This window comes from Nocardioides astragali, assembly GCF_024436375.1.
GTDB classification, from domain to species: Bacteria; Actinomycetota; Actinomycetes; order Propionibacteriales; family Nocardioidaceae; genus Nocardioides; species Nocardioides astragali.
In genome coordinates this window covers 91,747-112,552 of record NZ_JAFMZM010000007.1, presented here as the reverse complement: position 1 = coordinate 112,552, position 20,806 = coordinate 91,747, and the positions used below count along the sequence as shown (strand labels likewise).

15 protein-coding genes are annotated in these 20,806 nt (G+C 71.5%); 6 read left to right on the top strand and 9 right to left on the bottom strand.

From position 1 onward, the window contains the following. The first annotated feature begins 41 nt into the window (after positions 1-41). Positions 42-1,127 carry a methyltransferase gene (locus tag J3P44_RS22320; RefSeq protein ID WP_255892704.1) on the top strand — a complete coding sequence of 362 codons (1,086 nt, stop codon included), beginning with the start codon at positions 42-44 and terminating at the stop codon, positions 1,125-1,127. A 2-nt stretch (positions 1,128-1,129) separates the two neighbouring features. After that, positions 1,130-1,528 (top strand): DUF1304 family protein, encoded by a 399-nt coding sequence (locus J3P44_RS22315; RefSeq protein WP_255892703.1) that lies wholly within the window; start codon positions 1,130-1,132, stop codon positions 1,526-1,528. Between the two features lie 26 nt (positions 1,529-1,554). Here J3P44_RS22315 and J3P44_RS22310 read toward each other — a convergent pair whose 3' ends face one another. Continuing rightward, positions 1,555-4,410 carry an AAA family ATPase gene (locus tag J3P44_RS22310; protein WP_255892702.1) on the bottom strand — a complete coding sequence of 952 codons (2,856 nt, stop codon included), beginning with the start codon at positions 4,408-4,410 and terminating at the stop codon, positions 1,555-1,557. A gap of 114 nt (positions 4,411-4,524) precedes the next feature. Here J3P44_RS22310 and J3P44_RS22305 point away from each other — a divergent pair, with 114 nt between their 5' ends. Beyond that, a complete protein-coding gene (locus tag J3P44_RS22305) occupies positions 4,525-5,031 on the top strand; it encodes a VOC family protein (RefSeq protein ID WP_255892701.1) in 507 nt (168 codons plus the stop codon). 3 nt (positions 5,032-5,034) lie between these two features. On the opposite strand, the gene J3P44_RS22300 is transcribed toward J3P44_RS22305, so the two are convergent. From J3P44_RS22300 to J3P44_RS22275, 6 genes are all read right to left on the bottom strand, one after another. After that, a complete protein-coding gene (locus J3P44_RS22300; RefSeq protein ID WP_255892700.1) occupies positions 5,035-5,706 on the bottom strand; it encodes a hypothetical protein in 672 nt (223 codons plus the stop codon). A gap of 122 nt (positions 5,707-5,828) precedes the next feature. Beyond that, entirely contained in the window at positions 5,829-7,262 is a 1,434-nt protein-coding gene (locus J3P44_RS22295; protein WP_255892699.1) for an FAD-dependent oxidoreductase, read from the bottom strand. Next, positions 7,255-9,285, bottom strand: a complete 2,031-nt coding sequence (locus J3P44_RS22290) for a molybdopterin oxidoreductase family protein (RefSeq protein ID WP_255892697.1) — start codon at positions 9,283-9,285, stop codon at positions 7,255-7,257. Before J3P44_RS22290 ends, J3P44_RS22295 begins: the two co-directional genes overlap by 8 nt. A gap of 8 nt (positions 9,286-9,293) precedes the next feature. Then, complete coding sequence (locus J3P44_RS22285) at positions 9,294-10,796, bottom strand: MFS transporter (protein WP_255892696.1); 1,503 nt, start codon at positions 10,794-10,796, stop codon at positions 9,294-9,296. Between the two features lie 145 nt (positions 10,797-10,941). Next, complete coding sequence (locus tag J3P44_RS22280; protein ID WP_255892695.1) at positions 10,942-11,382, bottom strand: hypothetical protein; 441 nt, start codon at positions 11,380-11,382, stop codon at positions 10,942-10,944. 37 nt (positions 11,383-11,419) lie between these two features. Continuing rightward, positions 11,420-12,955, bottom strand: coding sequence for a CocE/NonD family hydrolase (locus J3P44_RS22275; protein ID WP_255892694.1), 1,536 nt, complete (start codon positions 12,953-12,955; stop codon positions 11,420-11,422). A gap of 201 nt (positions 12,956-13,156) precedes the next feature. Here J3P44_RS22275 and J3P44_RS22270 point away from each other — a divergent pair, with 201 nt between their 5' ends. After that, entirely contained in the window at positions 13,157-13,465 is a 309-nt protein-coding gene (locus tag J3P44_RS22270) for a hypothetical protein (protein WP_255892693.1), read from the top strand. Between the two features lie 292 nt (positions 13,466-13,757). Further along, complete coding sequence (locus tag J3P44_RS22265) at positions 13,758-14,762, top strand: LacI family DNA-binding transcriptional regulator (protein WP_255892692.1); 1,005 nt, start codon at positions 13,758-13,760, stop codon at positions 14,760-14,762. Positions 14,763-14,795: 33 nt separating this feature from the next. Here J3P44_RS22265 and J3P44_RS22260 read toward each other — a convergent pair whose 3' ends face one another. Continuing rightward, positions 14,796-16,382, bottom strand: a complete 1,587-nt coding sequence (locus J3P44_RS22260) for a glycoside hydrolase family 68 protein (protein ID WP_255892691.1) — start codon at positions 16,380-16,382, stop codon at positions 14,796-14,798. Between the two features lie 402 nt (positions 16,383-16,784). Here J3P44_RS22260 and J3P44_RS22255 point away from each other — a divergent pair, with 402 nt between their 5' ends. After that, positions 16,785-18,167: a glycoside hydrolase family 32 protein gene (locus tag J3P44_RS22255; RefSeq protein ID WP_255892690.1), complete on the top strand. Its 1,383-nt coding sequence runs from the start codon at positions 16,785-16,787 to the stop codon at positions 18,165-18,167. Here J3P44_RS22255 and J3P44_RS22250 read toward each other — a convergent pair. Continuing rightward, positions 18,133-20,802, bottom strand: coding sequence for a GH32 C-terminal domain-containing protein (locus tag J3P44_RS22250; protein WP_255892689.1), 2,670 nt, complete (start codon positions 20,800-20,802; stop codon positions 18,133-18,135). The two genes, J3P44_RS22255 and J3P44_RS22250, sit on opposite strands and share 35 nt — an antisense overlap. Positions 20,803-20,806: the final 4 nt, after the last annotated feature.

Below are 20,806 nucleotides of genomic sequence, written 5' to 3'. Positions count from 1 at the left end.
ACCATTATGGTCAGCATCGCTGACCATTGTAGGTGACCGTCATGACACGTCTTCCACCCGTCCGCGTGGTCCGCGCGGCGACCGCCGTCCGCACCGGCCTGCAGTCACTCACGCGCCGGATGGTGCCGCCCGAGATCGCACTGCTCGAGCTGACCTCCGGTTTCATGGCCACCCAAGCGACGTACGCCGTCGCGAGGCTCGGCATCGCCGACGTCCTCGCAGCCGGCCCGCGCTCGTCGACGGAGGTCGCTGCGGAGCTGGGCGCGAGCCCCGACGCGACCCACCGGCTGCTCCGTGCCTGCGCGGCGATCCGCCTGTTCCGAGAGCGCGGCGACGGCCGTTTCGCCCTGACCCCGCTCGGCGCGACCCTGCGCTCCGACACGACCGACTCGATGCGGCTCGTCGTGCTGATGATCGGCGACCCGCGCTACCAGGCGGTGTGGGGGCAGCTGCCGCAGGTGGTCCAGGACGGGACGCCCGGCGCCGAGGCGGCTCTCGGTGCGCCGATGTGGGAGTACGTCGACCAGGACGAGGAGTTCGCGGGGATCTTCAACGACGCGATGACCCGCCTGTCCGCGCTCGACTGGCCGACGGTCGAGGCGGCGTACGACTTCACGCCGTACGCCACGATCGTCGACGTCGGCGGCGGGCACGGACAGCTGCTCGCGCGGATGCTCGCCGCGGCCCCGGCTGCGAAGGGGGTGCTGGTCGAGCGGGAGTCCGTGATCAGCGGCGCCGAGCAGCACCTGCGCGAGGCCGGCGTCCTCTCCCGCTGCCGTCTGGAGGCCGGATCCTTCTTCGACACCGCCCCCGACGACGGCGACCTCTACGTCCTGCGCCGGGTGGTGCACGACTTCGCCGACGACCAGGCCATCGCGATCCTGGCCAACCTCCGCGGTCACATGCCCGCCGACGCCAGGTTGCTGCTGATGGAGAGCGTGGTCCCGCCGGGCAACGAGCCGCACTTCGCCAAGCAGCTCGACCTCGACATGCTGGTCTTCGTCGGGGGTCGCGAGCGCACCGAGCGCGAGTTCGCGTCCCTGCTCGACCGGGCCGGCTTCCGGATGAGCCGCATCATCCCCACCATCTCGACCATCTCGCTGGTCGAGGCCAGGCCAGGCCGGTAGCCGTGGACGTCGTCGCCCAGGTCAGCGCGGGGCTCGCGGCCGTCATCCTGATCGCGGTCTTCCCCTTCGAGGCGTTCCTCATCGACCGAGCGTGGGTGCAGAAGTTCCTCGGGATCGAGCCGCACGGCATCGCCAACGTGCACCTGTGGTCGTTCTGCATCGGCGCGCGCAACGCGCTGGCCGGCATCGGCACGCTCGTCGGGCTCTGGATGGTCAACACCGGCGACGAGTCCCGAGGCACCACCGTCGTGGTCGTGGCCTGCGTCTACATGCTGCTCGCGTCGCTCTTCATGGGCATCGCCGACCTCCTCGGCTACTGGCTGCCGCGCGGCGGGAGCGTCCGCGGCACGATCGCGTCCTCGGTGCTGCCCGCCGTTGCGCTGGCGGTCATCGCGATCTGACCGCAGCGCCCGGCACCTCAGGCCGACTACGGTGTCGGCTCGTCGCCCTCGGACGCCGGCATGACGGCTGCGTATGCCGCAGCAAGCTCGGTGCGTGAGCGGAAGTCCCTCTTGCGATAGATCGAGCTCAGGTGCCGCTCGATCGTCTTGGGGCTGAGGAACAGTGCGGCGGCGATCTCCTTGTTGGAGGAGCCACGCGCGGCGAGGAGCGCAACTCGTACCTCACGCGCGGTGAGAGGCTCGCTGATCGTCACCTCCCGCCTGCGTGCGCGGGCACCTGTGGCGTCGAGCTCGTCATCGGCGTTCGCCACCCACATGTCGAGGTCCATGGCAGCAAAAGCATCCCGGGCGGACGTCAGGTGCCGTCGCGCCTCGGCGCGCCGGCCGGCCCGCCGCAGACGTGATCCCAGGAGGAGACGCGTCCTCGCTGCCTCGAAGGGGTGGATCGCCGAGTCATGGGCGGTCAGTGCCCGCCCGAACGTAGCGAGCGCGTCGTCGAGGTCCTCGATGACGAGGGCCTGGGTGCGGGCGAGGATGGCCATGGTCAGCGGTGGCGCCTCGGCCGGCGTCACGGCGGCGTAGCGAGCAGCGAGGTCGGCCGCTTCGCTCCGGCGCCCGACCGCGACATAGGCCTCGACGAGGTCCGGAGCGATCCCGAGCGGCTCGCCGGAGGCTCCCATCCCACCGTCGGCGGCGAGCCGGGGTTCCAAGGCTGCGACGACGCCAGCCGCATCACCGCGGCACTGCGCACAGAACGCCTCGGTCAGGGCCAGGTAGGACGCGTGCGACGACGTGCCGGCCCGCTCGGTGAGGTCCCTCGCCCGGGCCAGCGCTGTGCGTGCCTCCTCGTGCAGCCCGCGAGCGGCCGACTGCCACGCCACGATGGCATGCGCGTTGGCGACGTCGACGGCGTAGCCGAGCTGTTCCCCCAGCTCGGTCGCCTCCCCGGCGTCGGCGTAGGCACCGGCGGTGTCCCCGAGCCAGGACCGTCCGGCTGCGACCAGTGCGAGCGCGGGGACGAGCACACCGAAGGCTCCTCGCTCCCGGGCGAGGGACAGCAGGTGCTCGCCCAGGGAGAACACGGGCGACACCTCGCCGAGGAAGCCGGCGGCCAGGGCGAGCGGGATCACGGTACGCGGGTCGTCGCGCAGCGGCGGCCTGCCGATCTCCTCGATCACCGCGGTCAGGAGCCGGGCCGAGGACGCGGCATCGCCCCCGACCGCCACCGCCAAGGCCTTCGTGAAGCTCCCCATCAACCGTTGGTAGGGGTCGAGCTGCGGTGCCACGGCCGCGAGGCGTGCTGCGCTGTCCGCGACCCCCGCCAGGTCCCCGAGGCGGAAGCGTGCCATCGCGAGCTCCGAGAGGGCATGTCCCAAGGCGGGGCCTTCGGCCACCTCTGCAGCTGAGGCCAGCATCTCCGCGGCTCGGGGCACCGATCCGGTGGTGAGCTCCACCACCCCCGACACGACCAGTGCACGTCCGCGTGACGGTGGGTCCGTCGTGCCGTCCAGGACGCGTCGGGCCAGCAACCGCGTGCGCGCGATGTCACCGGCCAGGAGCGCGTCCTCGGCCGCCCCGGCCAGCAGCTCGGCCGCCCGAGTGGTGTCGCCGGCCAGGAGGGCGGCACGCTCGAGAGCTGCCGACGCTGCGGCATACCCCGCCTTCGATCGGTTGTCGTCAGCCAACCGCACGAGCGCCTCCGCCAGTGCCGGGTCTGCCGCGACGCTCGCTTCGGCCTGGTGCCACGCCGCAGCGAGGGGGAGCGCCCCGTCCGACAGCGTCCTCGCGAGCAGGAGGTGGCACCGGCGCCACTCCGCAGAGCTCGCCGCGCCGACGGCGGCACTGCGCAACAGGGGATGCCGGAAGGCCAGCCCCGTGTCGAGCGGAACGAGGACATGCAGGTCCACCGCTTCGTCGAGCGCTGCCTCACCGTCGTCCCCTGCCGCGGCCAGGGCACCGGCGACCGTCGTGATCGAGGCGGTCCGGTCGAGGGCGCACAGCAGGACGGCTCGACGAGCGGTCTCGGAGAGCTGGGCCAGCACCTCTCGGTAGTGGCCTTCGAGCCGCTCCCCGAGCGGAAGCCGCTCCGGCAGCTCCGCGGTGCCCAGTCGCTGGGAGTCGCTCAGGCGGGACGAGATCTCCAGCAGTCCGAGCGGGTTGCCGCCCGTGTCGTCGGCCAGGCGGTCGGCGACCGACGGCACGACACGAGGGCCCACCAGCGCGCGAGCCGCGGTGCGCGACAGTCCGGCCAGGGGCAGCGCCGGCACGTCGTGGAGCAGGGCAGCCGGCACCGAGCCGTCTCGTGCCGCCCACACGAAGGCCACCGGGTCGTCCTCGAGCCGACGGGCCGCGAAGGCAAGAGCGGTTGCCGACTCCTGGTCGACCCATTGCACGTCGTCGACCAGGACGAGGACCGGACGGTGCTCGGCCTCCGCCGCGATCAGGGACATCGTCCCAGCTGCCACGAGGAACCGGGTCGGCTCGGCAGTGACTCTCCGCCAGCCCAGCGCTGCTCCCAGCGCCTCTGCCTGCGCCTCCGGAACCTCGGTGATGCGCTCCCGCAGGGAGGCGGCGACCTGATGGAGGCCGGCGTACGCCATCAGCTGCTCGGACTCGACACCGCGGACCCACAGGCACCGGAACTCCGGCGCCTTCTGCTCGGCGGCCCGAAGCAACGCTGACTTGCCCATTCCCGGCTCACCGGTGACGACGAGCGAGCGACTGCCCCCGGAGCGAACCTCCCCGAGCATGGCCACGACTCGGGCCATCTCGGACTCCCGCCCGACGAGCCCCGAGTCGAGGGATTCCCCCCATGCGACGGGCGCTTCCTCGGCTCGACCCTGGTGGAAAGCCGAGTTCTGAGGAGGACCCGATGGCGTCATTGCTCACGATCCTAGAGGCCGTCGGCCGGTTCCAGCAGAGCTCCTACCGTCCACCTCTCGGTCCGTGGATGTTGCTCGTCCGGCCTGTGCACCCGCCCTACGACAGAGGCCACAGTGACTGACCTGCCCGCGCCCGGGTTCGCCGGCGTGGACCACGTGGCCCTCACGGTCACGGACCTCGCCGCGAGCCGGGACTTCTACACCGAGGTCCTCGACTTCGTCGTGGTGATGGAGGTCGGTGCGGGACTGATCTGCATGCACCCGTCGACGGGCTTCGTGCTGGCCCTTCTCAGGCACGAGGGGACGCACGATGCGCCGTTCTCCGAGCTTCACGTCGGGGTCGATCACCTGGGGTTCGCAGCGTCGTCGCGGACGGAGCTGGAAACATGGGAGAAGCACCTCGCGGCGCACCAGGTGCCCTACACCCCCATTCGCGACGAGCTGTTCGGATCGCATCTCAACTTCCGCGACCCGGACAACATCGCTCTGGAGCTCTCGGCGTCGAACGAGCTCATGATCGCCGCCCAGTCGGCACTGGCCTCCGGACAGACGAGCCTGGCCGACATCGCGGCGTTCGTCACCGAGCACGTCGGCAGCGACTTCGTGCCCTCCGCGCGTTGAGCCTCACGCCCCGGTCAGGGCGTCCGACTCCTCGGCGCCGTGCGCCAGCTCGACCCGCCCGACCTCCGCGAAGGTCGTCCCTGCGTCGGTGAACGACGTGCGGAGGAGGGTGATGTGGGACGGCGACCAGCGCACCCCCTGGTGGGGAGCCTCGGCCCCGGCGAGGTCGTCGGGCAACGGGCTCCCGTCCTCGACCTGGACGGTGCCGAGGACGAGCTCGCTGCGGAAGCTGCGCCGGTCGAGGTAGAAGCGTTGCAGGCGAGCGACCTCGATGACGTTGCTGTAGATGTCGCGCAGGGCGCCGACGTCGCCGTCGAGCTGGGCCGTGACGTCGTAGGGGTCAGCCTCCGCCACGCGCACCGTGCTGACGTGCAGCACGGGTGCCCGCCAGTCGCCGGCCACCTCTTCGAGGGCCGCGGCGAGACCGGCGGCGTCGGTCGCGGTCACGTTGCCGAACTTGGCCAGGCGCACGAAGACGGCTTCGGGCGCCGCGGTCAGCAGCGTGACGGCGGGTGGGGTGGGGGGCTCGACCTTCCGGCGGCCGATGATCCGGTCCAGAAGCCCGTGCTTCGGCACCTCGGTGACGACCGGCGCCGGGGGGGACAGGCCTTCCGCGGCCTCGAGAGCGGCCTGGATCACGCCCGGCGGCGGGACGATCACGGCGTGCAGCTGCATCGTTGACCTCCCTCGGCGACGGCCCGTCGGCGGCCGCACCGTCCACGAGAATGACTCCCACCATAGGCCTCGTCGGGGCATGTTCGGTGGTCCCGCGACAGGACGTCGGGAGGCGCGAGCCGTCAGCCGACGGGGACAGGCGGCCTCGATCCCGCCCGACCCGCGTCGAGGAGGCGGCGTACGACGTCGGCGCAGCCGCCGCAGCCGGTGGTCGCCCGGGTCCGGTCGACGCACTGCGACATCGACTCGCAGGCCCGGATCTCCCCCGCCGTGACGCCGGCGCACGCGCAGACCTCGGCCTCGTCGGGCAGCGTCGTCGGGGCGTCGGCGGCCTCCGGGAGGAGGAGCTGGCCGGGCTCGTCGGGGCCGAGGATGGTGCCGCGGTCGTAGAGCTGGGTGATCAGCCCGACACGGGACAGGTCACCGACCAGCGCGGCGGCGACGATCCGGCCCCCGTGGACGACGAGGCGGCGGTGCGAGCCGGCGATGGGGTTCGTCACCTCGACCACCTCGCCCTCTGCCGCCTGCGGATCGCCGAGGACGGCGACGTCGAGACCGGTCGCCCGCAGGCGCGCGACGTTGCGGAGCCCGACGTACGACGCCGGCTCCCCGCGGAGCAGCCGAGCGAGGACCTCGGCCTGCTCCCATGCCGGTGGCACGAAGCCGGTCGTACGCCGACGGTGCTCGGCGCAGTCGCCGATCGCGTGGATGCGGTCGTCGCTGACGCTGGTCAGGGTGCTGTCGACGACGATGCCGCGCCCGACCATCAGCTCGGCGCGGCGGGCCAGCGCGGTCGAGGGGCGCCCGCCGGCGGTGAGCACGATGAGGTCAGTGGGCAGGACGGCGCCGTTGTCGAGCCGCACCCCGTCGTCGGTCATCCGGATGGCGCGGGCGCCGGTGTAGACGTCGGTGCCGAGGCGGCGGAGGTCGCGGGCCAGCACGGCGCCGGCGGCGGGGCCGACCTGGCTCGCGAGGAGGTGCTCGGCACCCTCGACGACCTCGGTGAGGACGCCGCGGACCGACAGTGCGCGGGCGACCTGGAGGCCGAGCAGGCCGCCGCCGACGACGACGGCGCGAGGTGGCTCGGAGCCAGGTTCGGAGTCTCGTTGTGCCTGCACCTCGGCCAGGGAGCTCTCCAGGCGGCGGCAGTCCTCCAGGCTCCGAAAGGGGTGCACCTTCGGGTGGAGCGTGCCGTCGCGGCGGACCAGGCCGCGGATCGGCGGGAGCGTGGGGATCGAGCCCGTGGCCAGGACGAGCCGGTCGTAGCCGATGCGTTCGCCGTCCACCAGCACGACCTCCCGCGCCTCGCGGTCGATCTCCAGCACCCGGGCTCCGAGCCTCAGGTCGATCCCGTGCGCCTCGAACCACGCCGGTGAGCGCAGGGTGAGGGCGTCGGCGGCGTGGGTCCCCTCGAGGACGGCCGAGAGCAGGATCCGGTTGTAGGGCGCGTGCTGCTCGTCGGCCAGGATGGTGAGTCGCACGTCCGCGCCGACGAGCTCCTCGGCCAGGCGGACGGCGGCCATGCCGCCGCCGACCACGACGACCCGGTCAGCCATGGGCCGTCACCGAGGCCGCACACACCTTGAACTCCGGCATCCTCGACGCCGGGTCGAGGGCGTCGTTGGTGAGCCGGTTGGCGCCGACCCAGTGGAACGGGACGAAGACGGTGTCGGGACGGATCGTCGTGACCACCCGTGCCGGGGCCGTCATCGTGCCCCGCCGGGTGGAGATCCGCACCGAGTCGTCGGCCGTGATCCCGAGCCGGCCGGCCAGCAGCGGGTGCAGCTCGACGAAGGGTCCGTCGTCCGGCAGCGAGCGCACGCGCCGGGTCTGGGCGCCGGACTGGTACTGCGCGAGCACCCGTCCGGTCGTCAGGTGGACCGGGTAGTCGGCGCAGGGCTGCTCGGCGGCACCGCGGTGCTCGACGGCGAGCATCCGGGCGCGACCGTCGGCGTGCGCGAACGAGTCGGCGAAGAGCCGCTCGCCGCCCCAGAAGACGCCGCTCTCGTCGCGGATCCGGTCGTAGGTGATCGCCGAGTAGTCCGCCGGCCCGCCCTCCGAGGCGCGGCCGAGCTCGGCGAAGACCTCCTCCGGCTCGGTCGTGAACGGCACCGGCGAGCCGAGCCGGTCAGCGAGGCCGGCGATCACGTCGAGGTCCGAGAGCACGCCCGACGGCGGCGTGATCGCCTTCTGCCGGAGCACGACCCGTCCCTCGAGGTTGGTCATCGTCCCGGTCTCCTCGGCCCACTGGGTCACCGGCAGCACGACGTCGGCGATCGCTGCCGTCTCCGACATCACGAAGTCGCACACGACCAGCAGGTCGAGCGCCTCGAGCCGCGACGTGACGTGGGTGGCGTTGGGCGCGCTGACCACGATGTTGGACCCGAAGACCAGCATCGCGGAGGGCCCGGAGTCGGTGCCGAGGGCGTCGAGGAGCTCGTACGCCGACCGGCCGGGGCCGGGCAGTGAGTCGGGCTCCACCCCCCAGACCCCGGCGACGTGGGCACGGGCGGCGGGGTCGTCGATGCGGCGGTAGCCGGGCAGCTGGTCGGCCTTCTGACCGTGCTCGCGGCCGCCCTGGCCGTTGCCCTGGCCGGTGAGGCAGCCGTAGCCCGCTCCCCGCTTGCCGACCATGCCGAGCGCGAGCGCGACGTTGATCCAGGCGAGGACGGTGTCGGAGCCGGTGGAGTGCTGCTCGGCGCCCCGGGCGGTGAGGACCATGACACGTGGCGATCCCGCCAGCATCGCAGCCAGCGCCCGCACTTCTGCTGCCTCGATACCGGTCACCCGCTCGACGCGCTCGGGCCACCACGACGCGACCGACTCGCGGACCTCGTCCCAGCCGGTCGTGCGCGCGGCGAGGTAGTCCTCGTCCACCGCACCCTGGGCGACCAGGAGGTGCAGCACTCCCATCGCGAGCGGGAGGTCGGTGCCGGGCACCGGCTGGAGCGCGAGGTCGGCGCGGTTCGCGGTCGGCGTACGGCGGGGGTCGATGACGACGACGCGACCACCGCGCTCGCGGAGCCGGTCGAGGTGGCGCGCGGCGGGCGGCATCGTCTCGGCGAGGTTGGACCCGACGAGCACCAGCACGTCGGCCTCCTCGACGTCGGCCAGCGGGAACGGCAGGCCACGGTCGACCCCGAAGGCGCGGATCCCGGCCGACGCGGCCGACGACATGCACCAGCGGCCGTTGTAGTCGATCTGCGAGGTGCCGAGCGCCACCCGGGCGAACTTCCCGAGCGAGTAGGCCTTCTCGTTGGTCAGCCCGCCACCGCCGAAGACCGCGACCGCGTCGGGTCCGCGCGACGCCTGGGCCGCGCGGATCCCGTCGGCCACCCGGTCGAGGGCGACGTCCCACGACACCGCCGACCACTCGCCGGTCTCCCGGTCGCGGACCAGCGGTGAGGTGAGCCGCTCACGACTGCCGTACAAGCCGGCCGCCGTCCACCCCTTGCGGCAGAGGGCGCCCTGGTTGACCGGGAACTCGTCCCAGCTCGAGACCTCCGGCACGCGACGGCCGGAGAGACGCATCCCGCACTGCAGGGAGCAGTAGGGGCAATGCGTCTCCACCGGACTCATCGCGCTCCTCAGATCCCGGCGCCGGCGAGGCTCTGGGCGTGGACCTCGGCGGGCCGTCGCAGGTAGACCGCCCACGTTACCGCGCCGCAGATGACGTAGAACCCGGTGAAGACCAGGAAGGCGCCCTTGGTGGCGGACATGGGGTCGGCCACCCACGGCGCGCTGAAGGCCATCGGGATCAGGAACCCGCCGATGGCGCCCACCGCGCCGATCACGCCGATCGCGGCGGAGGCCTGCTTGGTGCCGGCCAGGAGGGCGGCGGTGCGCTCCGGCGTGCCCGGCGCGGTGGCCCGCTCGGCCTCGGTGCGCCAGATCGCCGGGATCATCTTGTACGTCGAGCCGTTGCCGATGCCGGTCGCAGCGAAGACGCAGAGGAAGAAGCTCAGGAACCACGGGAACCACGACTGGTTGGCAGACGCGATCGCCGGGTCGGCGGTCGGGTTGGGGGTGAGCTGCATCAGCGTCCACAGCACGGCGAGGGTGAACACGACCATCGCCGCGAACGCGCCGAGCGTGACCTTCGCGCCACCGAGGCGGTCGGCCAGCCAGCCGCCGAACGGCCGGGTCAGCGAGCCGACCAGGGCGCCGAGGAACGCGAAGTAGGCGAAGTAGATGCCGGTGCCCAGCGGCGCCGGCTCCGGCACCCAGAAGTTCAGCTTGATGAGCAGCGGCATGGCGGCGGAGTAGCCGATGAACGAGCCGAAGGTGCCGATGTAGAGGAACGCCATGATCCACGTCTGCCGCTTGCGCACGACCTTCATCTGCTCGCGGGGGGAGGACGTCGCGGTGCTGAGGTTGTCCATGAAGAAGTACGCCGCGAGCGTCGCGACGACCGCGAGGCCGGCGTACACCCAGGCCGCCCGCTGCAGGTCGATGCCGCCCTCCGACGCCTTGACGAGGCCGAAGATCCCGGCGCCGCCGACGATCACCGGCAGGAAGAGCTGGATCAGCGAGACGCCGAGGTTGCCGCCCGCAGCATTGAGGCCCAGCGCGGCGCCCTTCTTGGCCGAGGGGTAGAAGAAGTTGATGTTGGCCATCGAGCTGGCGAAGTTGCCGCCGCCGAGGCCGGCCGTCGCGGCGATCAGGCAGAACACCCAGTACGGCGTCTCCGGCCGCTGCACGGCGTACGCGAACCCGAGCGTGGGGATGAGCAGCAACGCTGCGCTCGCCATCGTGAAGTTGCGGCCACCGAACTTCGGCACCGCGAAGGTGTAGGGCAGGCGCAGCAACGAGCCGACGAGGTTGGGCAGAGCCACCAGCAGGAAGAGCTGCTGCGGCGTGTAGTCGAACCCGGTCGCCACCAAGAAGGCCGAGCTCACGCTCCAGATCAGCCAGACGGAGAAGCCGAGGTGCTCGGCGAAGATCGACCAGATCAGGTTGCGGCGGGCGACCTGGCGGCCGGTGCTCTCCCAGAAGTCGGGATCCTCGGGACGCCAGTCCTCGATCCAGCGGCGGGTACGGCGGGACGGGGGGACCGTCGTCTCGCCGGCGGGGGTCGCGGTGGTGGTCATGGGCTGCCTCCGGGGCATACGGGGGGATCCGAACGAGCACCAGAGTGGGCCGCGGGTGTGTCGGCGGCTTCAGGCTGCGGTGGCAGCATCGTCACATTCTCCTCACGACCTCACGACGGTGAGGTCAGGCGGTCCCGGGCTCCCGTCAGCCGTCGGACCGGAGCTCGGGGCACATCTCCGCCAGCACCTCGAGATGCTCTCGGTTCACGTACGACGGGTTGCTCCCGGCGGGCATCCGGAGGACCTCCATCGTCGCGAGTCCGGGGTGGCCGAGCAGCTCGGAGCGCAGCAACGGGTGCTCCAGCGGCTCGAGGACGAGCGGCATCGCGTCCGGCCCGACCGGTCCCGTCGTCCGGCCTCGTGCGTAGATCCCGGCGGGGTGCTCGCGGTCGCTACCGCTGACCCAGAGCAGCACGGGCTGCCCCTCCTCGACGAGCTCGGTCCGGTACGTCGGTCGTACGCACCACGCCCCGACACCCGCGAAGCCGGCGCGCACGTGGGCGCGCGTGGCGGGGACCCCACCGCTGGCCTTCACCAGCCAGGCACCCAGCGTCTCGGGGGTCAGTGCTCGAGCGGAGGACGCCACTGATCGAGGGTGCCACACCGCGGCGAGGGGCAGGCGCTCAGCCGGTCGTCACCGGCAGGTGCAGCACCACGTCACGCAGCCGCATGGCGCCGACCACCCGGCTGCCGAAGCCCGCGGACATGTCCGAGATCGGCGACACGGTCAGGAAGAGGGTCTCTCCCGCACGTACGTCGACCGCGACCGACGGCAGCTCGACGCCGGTGCGCGGCTTGCCGAGGACGACGCCGTTCTCCCGGATCGGCAGCATGTTGTTCTGCACGATCCTCGCGTCGAGCGGGCTGGTGCCCACCGAGAGGGCGAGGAAGGCACGGTTGTCGAGGCCCAGCGTGGTGAGGGTCGCGTCGAGCGTCGGGGACCCGGCGACGGTGAGCGGACCCTGTGCGACCGGGTAGGCGATCGGGGCGCCGACACCCACCGTGCTGACCACGTCGCCGAGCTCGACGGCGGTGTTGGGGGCCACCGTCGGGACGGCGACGCACCGGCCGGCGGCGGTCGTCAGGTGGAAGCGGCCGAAGCCGTTGAGGCCGGTCTTCTGGCCTTGGAGGTTGTGCTGCAGGAACCGCAGGCCCAGGTCCCGGAAGGAGGGGCTGCCCAGCTGCGGCGAGCAGGCGTCACTGCCCGTCGCCACCGGGATGTCGCTGTTGGTGCCGCTCGGCACCAGCGCCGGCAGGGTGTGCCCGCCGTTGTAGCCGACGAAGATGCTGCGGGCCCGCGCCTTGTCGGTCAGCGCACGGCGGAAGTTCTTCAGGCCCTGGTCGAGCGGGAACAGGTTGTCGGTCGCGCCCTGGCCGAAGAGCACCGGGATGTCGAGCCGGCGCCCCTGGCGTACGTGCCACTCCGGCCCGTTCTTGTCGAGGAAGTCGTGGAGGTAGGCCGGCACGTTGCCGGTCGCGGCCGCCTCGGCGAAGCCCTGGAGCACGATCGGCGGCAGGGCGTCGGTCGACAGCCCGGCCGCGGTGAGCGCGGTCGCCCACTCCGTCCGGGGAACGCCCTGCGGGAAGAGGCTCTCGGTCAGGCTGTGCCAGGTGATCTCCGGGACGAGCGCGTCGAAGCGGGTGCTGCCCCTCTCGCGCAGCTCGCTGAAGGCGCCGACGAACTGGTAGCCACCTCCATACGACCCACCGATCGCGCCGAGCACGGGGTCACCCGGCCTCTGCTTCCCCACCCAGTCCTGGGCCGCGACGAGGTCGACGATCCCCTGGACGTCCTCGCCCTCGACGTCGGGGTTCTCGATGTAGGCCTGGCCGCCGCTCTCGCCGAAGCCGCGCTGGTCGAAGCTCAGGACGCCGAAGCCGGCGTCGGTCAGGTAGGCGAACGAGGCGGGGTCCGTCGTACGGCTGCCGCCCCATCCGTGGCTGTGCAGCACCATCGGCACAGGCCGGTCCTTCGTGGCCCCCGAAGGCCGGAAGAGCGTGAAGCAGATGTCGACCGGCGCGCTCGTGCCCGGGTCCGGGACGCTCTGGATGCAGCCGTCGGTCGTCGAGACGGGCGCGGCGGACGCGGACGAGCCGAGGAACGGGAGCGCGGCTGCGGTGACGACAGTGACGACGGCGGCGGCGATGGTTCGGTGCATGGCGGTGGCCTCTCACGCGGCAGGGACATGAGTACCAACGAGTAACCGCCGGCCCCGCTACGCCCGCATGCGACCCAGGACACATTCCGTGAACGCATGTGCACCGTCTCGGGGGGTACGTGGCTCTGTCGCACCCGAGGGGTGCGACAGCGGCTCCAGACCAGTGGGCTACCCCCGTTTGACCAGCCGCAAGGAGACACCATGTCTACCCAGTCGTCCACCCCGCCCGACACCAAGCACGCCGCCAACCGCGCCACCACCGGTCATCGCGTCAGCACCGAGACCAAGTCGTCCTACAAGACCACCGAGCTCATCGCATACGTCGTCATCGTGATCGGTGTCCTCGTGGCCTCCGCCATGACCGACGCCAGCGACTTCGGCCCCCAGGAGGCGTGGTTCTACGTCACCCTCCTGACCATCGGCTACATGGTCAGCCGCGGCCTCGCCAAGTCCGGCAGCCGCGACTTCTACGACGCCGACGCCGACGTGCACGGCCGCAGCGCCCGGTGAGCCCGCTCTACGTGCGCTCCCTGAGCCAGGTGCTGGCGATGCTCACCGCCGCCGTCACGCAGCTCGCGGTGACCGCGCTGCCCCGGACGCGCCGGTCCGGAAGCTAGCACCACGCACCCCGCCCCGACTCTCACGCAGAGTCGGGGCGGTCTGCATGTCGACGGACGGGCCTCGATCCGTGGCATCCTCGACGCCATGCAGCGCGAGCTCGGACCCCAGTGGGACGCTCCACGGTGACGAGATCGGGAGGGCGATGACGAGGGACCGACTCCCCCGAGTCCGACTCCGGGACGTGGCCGAACGCGCCGGGGTGTCCGTGACGACGGTCTCGTTCGTCCTCAACGAACGGCCCGGTTCCGGCATCTCCGTCGAGACCCGCGACCGGGTCCTGCGCGTCGCGCGGGAGATGGGCTACCGCCCCAATGCAGCGGCTCGCAGCCTGCGAACGCAGGTCACCAACACGATCGGCTTGATCTCCGACCAGATCGTCACCGACAACTACGGTGGCGACCTCATCCGTGGGGCATTGGCGACCGCTCTCCAGCACGACCACCTGCTGATCGTGGTCGAGTCCCAGGACGATCCCGAGGTGGAGCGCCACCTCGTGGAGGACCTGCTCGCCCGACAGGTGGACGGCATCATCCTCGCGACGATCACCAGCGACCGCATCCAGCTTCCCGGGATCCGGCACGGGAGGACGGTGCTCCTCAACTGCACGTCGTCGCACGCGCTGCCCGCGATCCTTGCCGACGAGCTCGGCGGCGGGCGCGAGGCGGCGAACGCACTGCTCCGAGCGGGCCACCGCCACGGCATCTTCCTGGTCGGCGAGGTCACCGACACCCTGCGCCCCGCCAGGGAGCGTCACCGAGGAGTGACGGCAGCGCTGGGCGAAGCCGGAGCCGAGCTCGAGGGGATGATCGGCTGCAGGTGGTGGCCGGAGTCGGCGTACGACGCCGTCAGCACGCAGCTGTCCTCGCGCGAGGCCCCTCGGGCCCTGATCTGCCTCAACGACCGCGTCGCCTTCGGTGCCTACCAGGCGCTCGCCGACGCGGGCCTGCGCATCCCGGACGACGTGTCCGTGGTGTCCTTCGACGACTCCGAGCTCGCGCGGTGGCTGCGTCCCCAGCTGACGTCGGTCGCCCTGCCCTACTTCGACATGGGGCGCATCGCCGTCGAGTCCGTCCTGGGCCTGAGCCAGGAGTGGGCGCACGCGCCGGATCAGGAGCACCTCGTCGCCATGCCGGTGCGTGAGCGGGGCTCGATCGCGGCACCGCGGAGCGGGGCAGCTCCCGCGTGAGGAGCTGCCCCGTCCCCCGATCGTGGCCCCCGCTCAGGGAATGAACGTGCCGGGGTTCGCGTGCCGGTTGGCCGGGATGTCGGCATACCCGCCCAGCCCGCCGTCGCCGTAGCTGCGATCGACGGTGATGGTCTCACCGTCGATGTTCAGCCTGATCGTCGGACCGAGGGTGCCCCCTCGTCGGAAGTTGTCCTTCGTGCCGACGGTGTCGATGAACGACTGCACCAGACCACCAGGCATCACGTAGTGCGAGTAGGCCTGGAAGGTGCCCGGGTGCTGGTTGAAGTCCGGGTCGAACGGGAACCCGGTGGCGTAGTTGAGGTTGGTCGGGTTGCCGACGGCCAGCCCGGACCCGCGGTTGACGGGCTGGTAGTCGCTGCGGATGCCGTTGCCGACGAACGCGTAGACGCCCTCGGGCCCGTCGATCCCTTCGGCGAACGTCGACCTGTGACTGATCGTGAACAGGTAGTACTTGCCGTCCTTCATGTAGATCTGCGGCCGCTCCGTCTGGTCGGTGACGCAGTTGGCCGAGAGGATCGGCGGCAGGAACTTCCAGCTCGAGAGGTCGTCGTTCGTGGCGACGGCAAGGCCGACGTTGGCCATCTGGAGCCGGGCGTTGCTGTTGCGCACGGTCTCGAGGTCCTCGGCGTGCGGGTCCCCGGGCCGGTAGCCCAGGTCCTCGGCGGTGCACGCCGGGGTGCCGCGCACCGTGGCGGTGTTGCCCTCGAAGACCATGTAGGTCTTCCCCGGGTTCGCGGGGTCCTTGAAGGTGAAGGGATCACGGAAGTTGTAGAACGGGTTCTGGGCGCCGTTCTGGTACCACTTGCCGTCGGGCTTGAGGAGCTCGTGATGGGTCTCGAAGCCGGTGAAGCTCACGCCCTTGGCGTTGGCCTTCAGCTTGCCGGGCGACATCATGATGCGCGCGTCGGCGGGCTTGACGTCCTGGCCCTGAGCGTTGCGGTAGAACGCGACGGCCGTGTAGAAGACCTTGACGTTGCCGCCCTTGAAGATCCGGGTCGAGCCGGACCACTCGGTCTGGTGGCTGAACGACTGGTCCTCGAAGACCTCGCCCGAGACACCCTCGGGGAACACGAGCCCGCCGTAGGTCCAGCCGCCGTTCTCGGGGCGCTGGTCGGCGGGGATGCCGGCCTTCCGGAAGAAGTAGCCGAGCTTGGCGTAGGTGTGCCGGTCGTCGAAGCCGAGGTTGCGGTCAGCGACGAGGGAGAAGATGACCTCCCAGCCCTTGTAGCTGTACTGGTCCGCGTTCGAGTCGGTCAGCGGCCAGGAGTCCCACACCCACACGCGTCCACCGCTCATGTCGGGGAAGCTGATGGGCACCGTGGGGGCGGTGTACTCCTCCGGCATGGAGTTCTCCCGCGGGCCGGCGGCGGGATCGGACATCGCCTTGAGCTGGCGGGCGTCTGCCCGCGTCCACCGGGATGTGAAGTCCGAGTCCGGCGGGTAGGCGACCTGGCTGTGCACAGTCGGCTCGGGAAAGCCCTCCACGGCGCGTGGACTGTTGTCGGTCGTCTGCGGTTGTGCTCCCGCGGCGGTGCCGGTGAGCACCAGTCCGAGGAGCGCCAAGGAGGCGAGCCCCCGGCGCAGTTGTGTGACGAACATTGAGTTGTCCCTCCGAGAAGTCCCCCGCGCTCCCGTGGATCCCACGTCAGCGCGGCGGACGGCCTATCCCCAGGCGATCCCCACGCTATGTCGCTTCGTCCGGCGTGGGAAGGGGTTGAACACCCCCATCTAAATCGATGTAGTATCGAGGTGGGAGGCCATCGCTTCCCCCAGGCCTTTGGCCTTCCACCCGCTGCGGGTGTCTGCTCGGGAAGACACGTGGATGCCCGCAGCGCGGGTCGCTCTGGTCGCTCTCGGGAGGAGCCCATGCCACAGATGCCCGCCGTCCGGCGGCGCGCGGTGCTGGCAGCCGGTGGGGCCGTGGCGCTCGCGGCCTGCACCGCGAGCGACGAACCGGCACCACCATCGCCATCGCCATCGCCATCGCCATCAGGGAGGGCCATGCCGAGCACTCGCCGACCCGCCTACCACCTGACGCCGCCGGCGCACTGGATGAACGACCCCCAGCGTCCCCTCTTCAGCGACGGCCAGTGGCATCTCTACTACCTCTACAACGCCGACTTCCCGCACGGCAACGGCACGGCATGGGCGCGGGCGGTCAGCGCCGACATGGTCACCTGGCAGCACGAGGGCGTCGCCATACCCAAGTACGTCGACGCGTGGGGTGACGTCGAGAGCGGCAGTGCGCTGGTCGACGAGCACGGGGCGGCCGGGTTCGGTGCCGGCGCGGTCGTGGCGTTCGCCACCCAGCAGGCCGACGGCGTGCAGCGCCAGTCGCTGTTCGTCTCCCGGGACGCAGGACGCACCTTCGTCCCGGCGCCCGGGAACCCGGTCCTCGACAACCCCGGGACGACTGACTTCCGCGACCCGAAAGTGGTCCACGACGCCGCAGAAGGGCGTTGGGTGATGGTGCTTGCGGAGGGACAGCGCCTGGGCTTCTACGCGTCGACCGACCTGCGGGAGTGGGCCTACCTCTCCGACTTCGCGACCAGCGACCTCGGCCTGCTGGAGTGCCCGGACCTCTTCGAGATGTGCCTCGACGCCGATCCCGACAACCGCGTCTGGGTGCTGCTCGCGTCCGCCAACGGAGCGGCCCAGGGCCGCTCGACGGGCACGGTCTACTGGACGGGCACGTGGGCCGGCGACGAGTTCGTCCCCGACGACCACCCGCCGCGGTGGCTGGACGCCGGACCCGACTACTACGCGACGGTGACGTGGTCGGATCCGCGCGAGTCGGCGGAGGCGCAGCGAGCCCGCAGGTACGCCCTCGGATGGCTCAACAGCTGGGCGTACGCGACCGAGCGATCGCGCCCGGAGTGGCAGGGCGGGTCCCAGTCGGTCGTCCGAGAGATCGAGCTGGTCAGCCACCTCGGCGAAGCGCCGACGCTCGCCTCGAGGCCCCTGCCGGCCCTGAGCGACCTGATGGCCGATCCGCCCCCGAGTGACCCCACCCGGCCCGGCACGGCGTCCTTCCACGTCGACGTGGATCTCGAGGGCGTCACGTCGGGCGTCGAGCTCACGCTGCGGGGGGACGCGGCCGCGCTCGTCGTGCGCGCGGACCCCGGGACGAGGGAGGTCGGCGTACGCCGGATCCCCGTGACGGGTCCGCACGACGAGGCGTGGGAGCTCGAGCACGTCTCCCGCGTCCCGGACGGAGGGTCGATGTCGGGGTGGGGGGTGTGGGTGGACGCAGGGTCGGTCGAGGTCTTCCTGGACGACCGATCGCTCACGTTCTCCACCGCCGTCGACCTCGGCGACCCGGCGTCCCTCACCATCGAGCACGCCGGGGTCACGGCCGCGACTGTGCGCCCCCTCTCGCCCTGACGGGAGTCCACATCGCGGGAGCGAGCGGCGTCACGGTGAGGCTCTTCAGCAGAGCCGTGCCGTCCTCCGCCCACACACCGATGGACCGCGCACCGGCCTCGGGGAAGACCTGGTCGGTGATGGTGGTGAGGCCGTCCCCGGAGAACACCTCCACCGACGCGCGGTCGACGTACACGCGGAACGTGACGACGCCTCGCCGGCTCGGCACCGGCGCCCGCTCGATCGAGGCGAAGGCCGGGTGGAAGGCGGTCACCCCCGAGTCCGTGCGGTCGACGAAGAGCTCCCGGCGACGGGAGTCGTAGCCGATCCGGGTGGAGCTCTCAGACCCACCGAGGACCGAGATCCCCGCGGAGGACGCCGATCCGAGGTCGAGCACGGCGTCGATCTGCACGACGTCCCCTGACATGGGCAGGGCGGCGTGGCCCTCCTGGATCGGGCGCTTCGTGACCCTCGAGGCTGCCTTCCTCCGCTGCAGGTCCTCGATCTGCGGGACGACCGCCTGGCGCAGGCGTGGGCCTTCGGGGGTGGTGACGAGACGGACCTCCCGGGGCAGCGACATGGCGCTGCGCCACGTGCTGGTCGGGATGTCGTTGGCGTAGTCCCAGTTGTTCATCCAGCCGAGCATCAGCCGCTCGTCGTCACCGGCGCCGCTGAAGGTCACGGCCGCGTAGTAGTCGCGTCCCCAGTCGAGCCACTCGTACGCGCTCAGCCGCGAGCGGGCCGGCTCGTCGGCGACCCGGAGCTCGTCCGCCAGGACGTGACCCCACCCGAAGCGGTTGTTGTCGACGACCTGGACCCTCGCTTGCTTCCCGGCCAGGCCGGAGACGTCCCAGCTGTGCCAGTCGAGGGTCTCGCTGTCCGCTCCCGTGGCCGTGCGGACGACCTCGCCGTCGACGACGAGGTTCACGCTCGTCTCGTCGCTGCGCACCCGCGCCGGCTCCGGTCCGAGGACGACGTGGTCGAAGGTCAGGTGACCCCACCCACCGGTGGCCTGGTCGACGATCCGTACCCGGGCGGTGCTGCCCCGGAGCGCCGACACGTCCCAGCCGGACCAGTTGAGCGCCCCGGCCTCCGCGCCGGTGGCCGACCGGACGACCTCCCCGTCCACGACGAGCTCGGCCTGCAGCGATCCGTCGGTGCGCTTGCCTCCACCGATGAGGAAGCTCACGTGGTCGTCGTCGATGACGAAGCCAGGCGAGGTGAGGGTGCCCGTGTTGTCGTCACCGCGCGGCCCGCCCTCCCAGGTGTTGACGCGCTTCGCACCGAGGTAGAAGTCGCCGCCCTGGGTGGAGGGATTGCGGGCCGGCTCGAAGTCGCCGGTGAGCTGCCAGCCTCGGTCGACCATGGACACGCCTTCGGGGTACTCGAACCCCTCGAACAGCAGGTCCCCTGCCGGCGGCTGGTTGCCGAGCTGGCCGCCGGGGACGTGCGGGTGCCGCCCACCGCCGACGAGGAAGTTGACGAAGTCCTTCTCGATCGTGAACTCGGGCGAGGTGAGCGTGCCAACCGGCCAGTCGCCGTCGTGGAAGCCGTTGACCAGGCCGGCGCCGCGGAACCCGCTGACCGGGTTCTGGCCGGGCAGCGTGCCGGTCGCCGGCGACGTCCCGAACGGTCCGTCGCGCCAGTTGCCCGGCTCGTTGGCGACCTGCCACTGGCCCCAGCTGCCGTCGTCGAAGTCCTCGAGGACGGTGCCGACCGGGGCGGGGTCGGAGGTGACGGTCGACTCGGAGGTGAACGTGGTGCCGTCGAAGTCGCCGACGAAGTACTGCCCGCCGCTGCCGCCGGCCACGGAGCCCGGGTTGAGGTTGACCACCATGACCCACTTGACGTTGTCGGGGTCGCCGTCGACGGGCAGGGGGAACAGGTCGGGACACTCCCAGATGCCGCCGGTGGCGTTGGCCGGCCCGAAGTCGCTGAGGTGGGTCCAGTCGATGAGGTCGTCGCTCCGGTAGAGCACGACCTTGTGGTCAGGGGCCTCGACGGCCAGCATCACCCAGTAGGCGCCGGCGGGGCCGTCGTACCAGAACACCTTGGGATCGCGGAAGTTGCTCGAGCCGCGGTCGAGCACCGGGTTGCCGGCGTACTTCGTCCAGGTCTGTCCGTCGTCGAGGCTGTACGCCAGCGACTGCGCCTGCCGTCCCGCGAGCGTGGGGTGGTGGGGGGTGTAGGCGCTGGTGTAGAGGGCGACCAGCGGAGGATTGTCGGCGGTGCCGAGGCCGGAAGAGTTCGTCGGGTCGGAGACCACGGAGCCGGAGAAGATGTCCTCGATCGCGCGGCCCTGGTCGTCGAACGTCTGCGGGATGGCGAGCGGCTGCTCGTCCCAGTGCAGCAGGTCCGGCGAGGTGGCGTGTCCCCAGCTCATGTTGCCCCACCGGGTGCCGGACGGGTTGTGCTGGAAGAACAGGTGGTAGGTGCCCTCGTGGAGCACCATGCCGTTGGGATCGTTCATCCAGTTCTTCTCGGGCGAGAAGTGCAGCAGGGGCCGGTACTGCTGGGTGGCCGGGTCGGGGTCGACCTCCTCGGCCGACGCGGAGCCGACGAGGGAGAGGGACGTCGAGAGGGACGCGGAGAGGAGGACGAGGCTGACGGCGATCGCCGCCGTGGCCACTGTCTTCCGGAGGACTGAATGACGCACGGCG

What these genes read in the sequence shown, in the direction of transcription:
- J3P44_RS22285 (WP_255892696.1), bottom strand. Translation starts at nt 10,796, where the DNA reads ATGACCACCACCGCGACCCCCGCCGGCGAGACGACGGTCCCCCCGTCC.
- J3P44_RS22310 (WP_255892702.1), bottom strand. Translation starts at nt 4,410, where the DNA reads ATGACGCCATCGGGTCCTCCTCAGAACTCGGCTTTCCACCAGGGTCGA.
- J3P44_RS22320 (WP_255892704.1), top strand. Translation starts at nt 42, where the DNA reads ATGACACGTCTTCCACCCGTCCGCGTGGTCCGCGCGGCGACCGCCGTC.
- J3P44_RS22270 (WP_255892693.1), top strand. Translation starts at nt 13,157, where the DNA reads ATGTCTACCCAGTCGTCCACCCCGCCCGACACCAAGCACGCCGCCAAC.
- J3P44_RS22260 (WP_255892691.1), bottom strand. Translation starts at nt 16,382, where the DNA reads ATGTTCGTCACACAACTGCGCCGGGGGCTCGCCTCCTTGGCGCTCCTC.
- J3P44_RS22295 (WP_255892699.1), bottom strand. Translation starts at nt 7,262, where the DNA reads ATGGCTGACCGGGTCGTCGTGGTCGGCGGCGGCATGGCCGCCGTCCGC.
- J3P44_RS22275 (WP_255892694.1), bottom strand. Translation starts at nt 12,955, where the DNA reads ATGCACCGAACCATCGCCGCCGCCGTCGTCACTGTCGTCACCGCAGCC.
- J3P44_RS22255 (WP_255892690.1), top strand. Translation starts at nt 16,785, where the DNA reads ATGCCGAGCACTCGCCGACCCGCCTACCACCTGACGCCGCCGGCGCAC.
- J3P44_RS22290 (WP_255892697.1), bottom strand. Translation starts at nt 9,285, where the DNA reads ATGAGTCCGGTGGAGACGCATTGCCCCTACTGCTCCCTGCAGTGCGGG.
- J3P44_RS22300 (WP_255892700.1), bottom strand. Translation starts at nt 5,706, where the DNA reads ATGCAGCTGCACGCCGTGATCGTCCCGCCGCCGGGCGTGATCCAGGCC.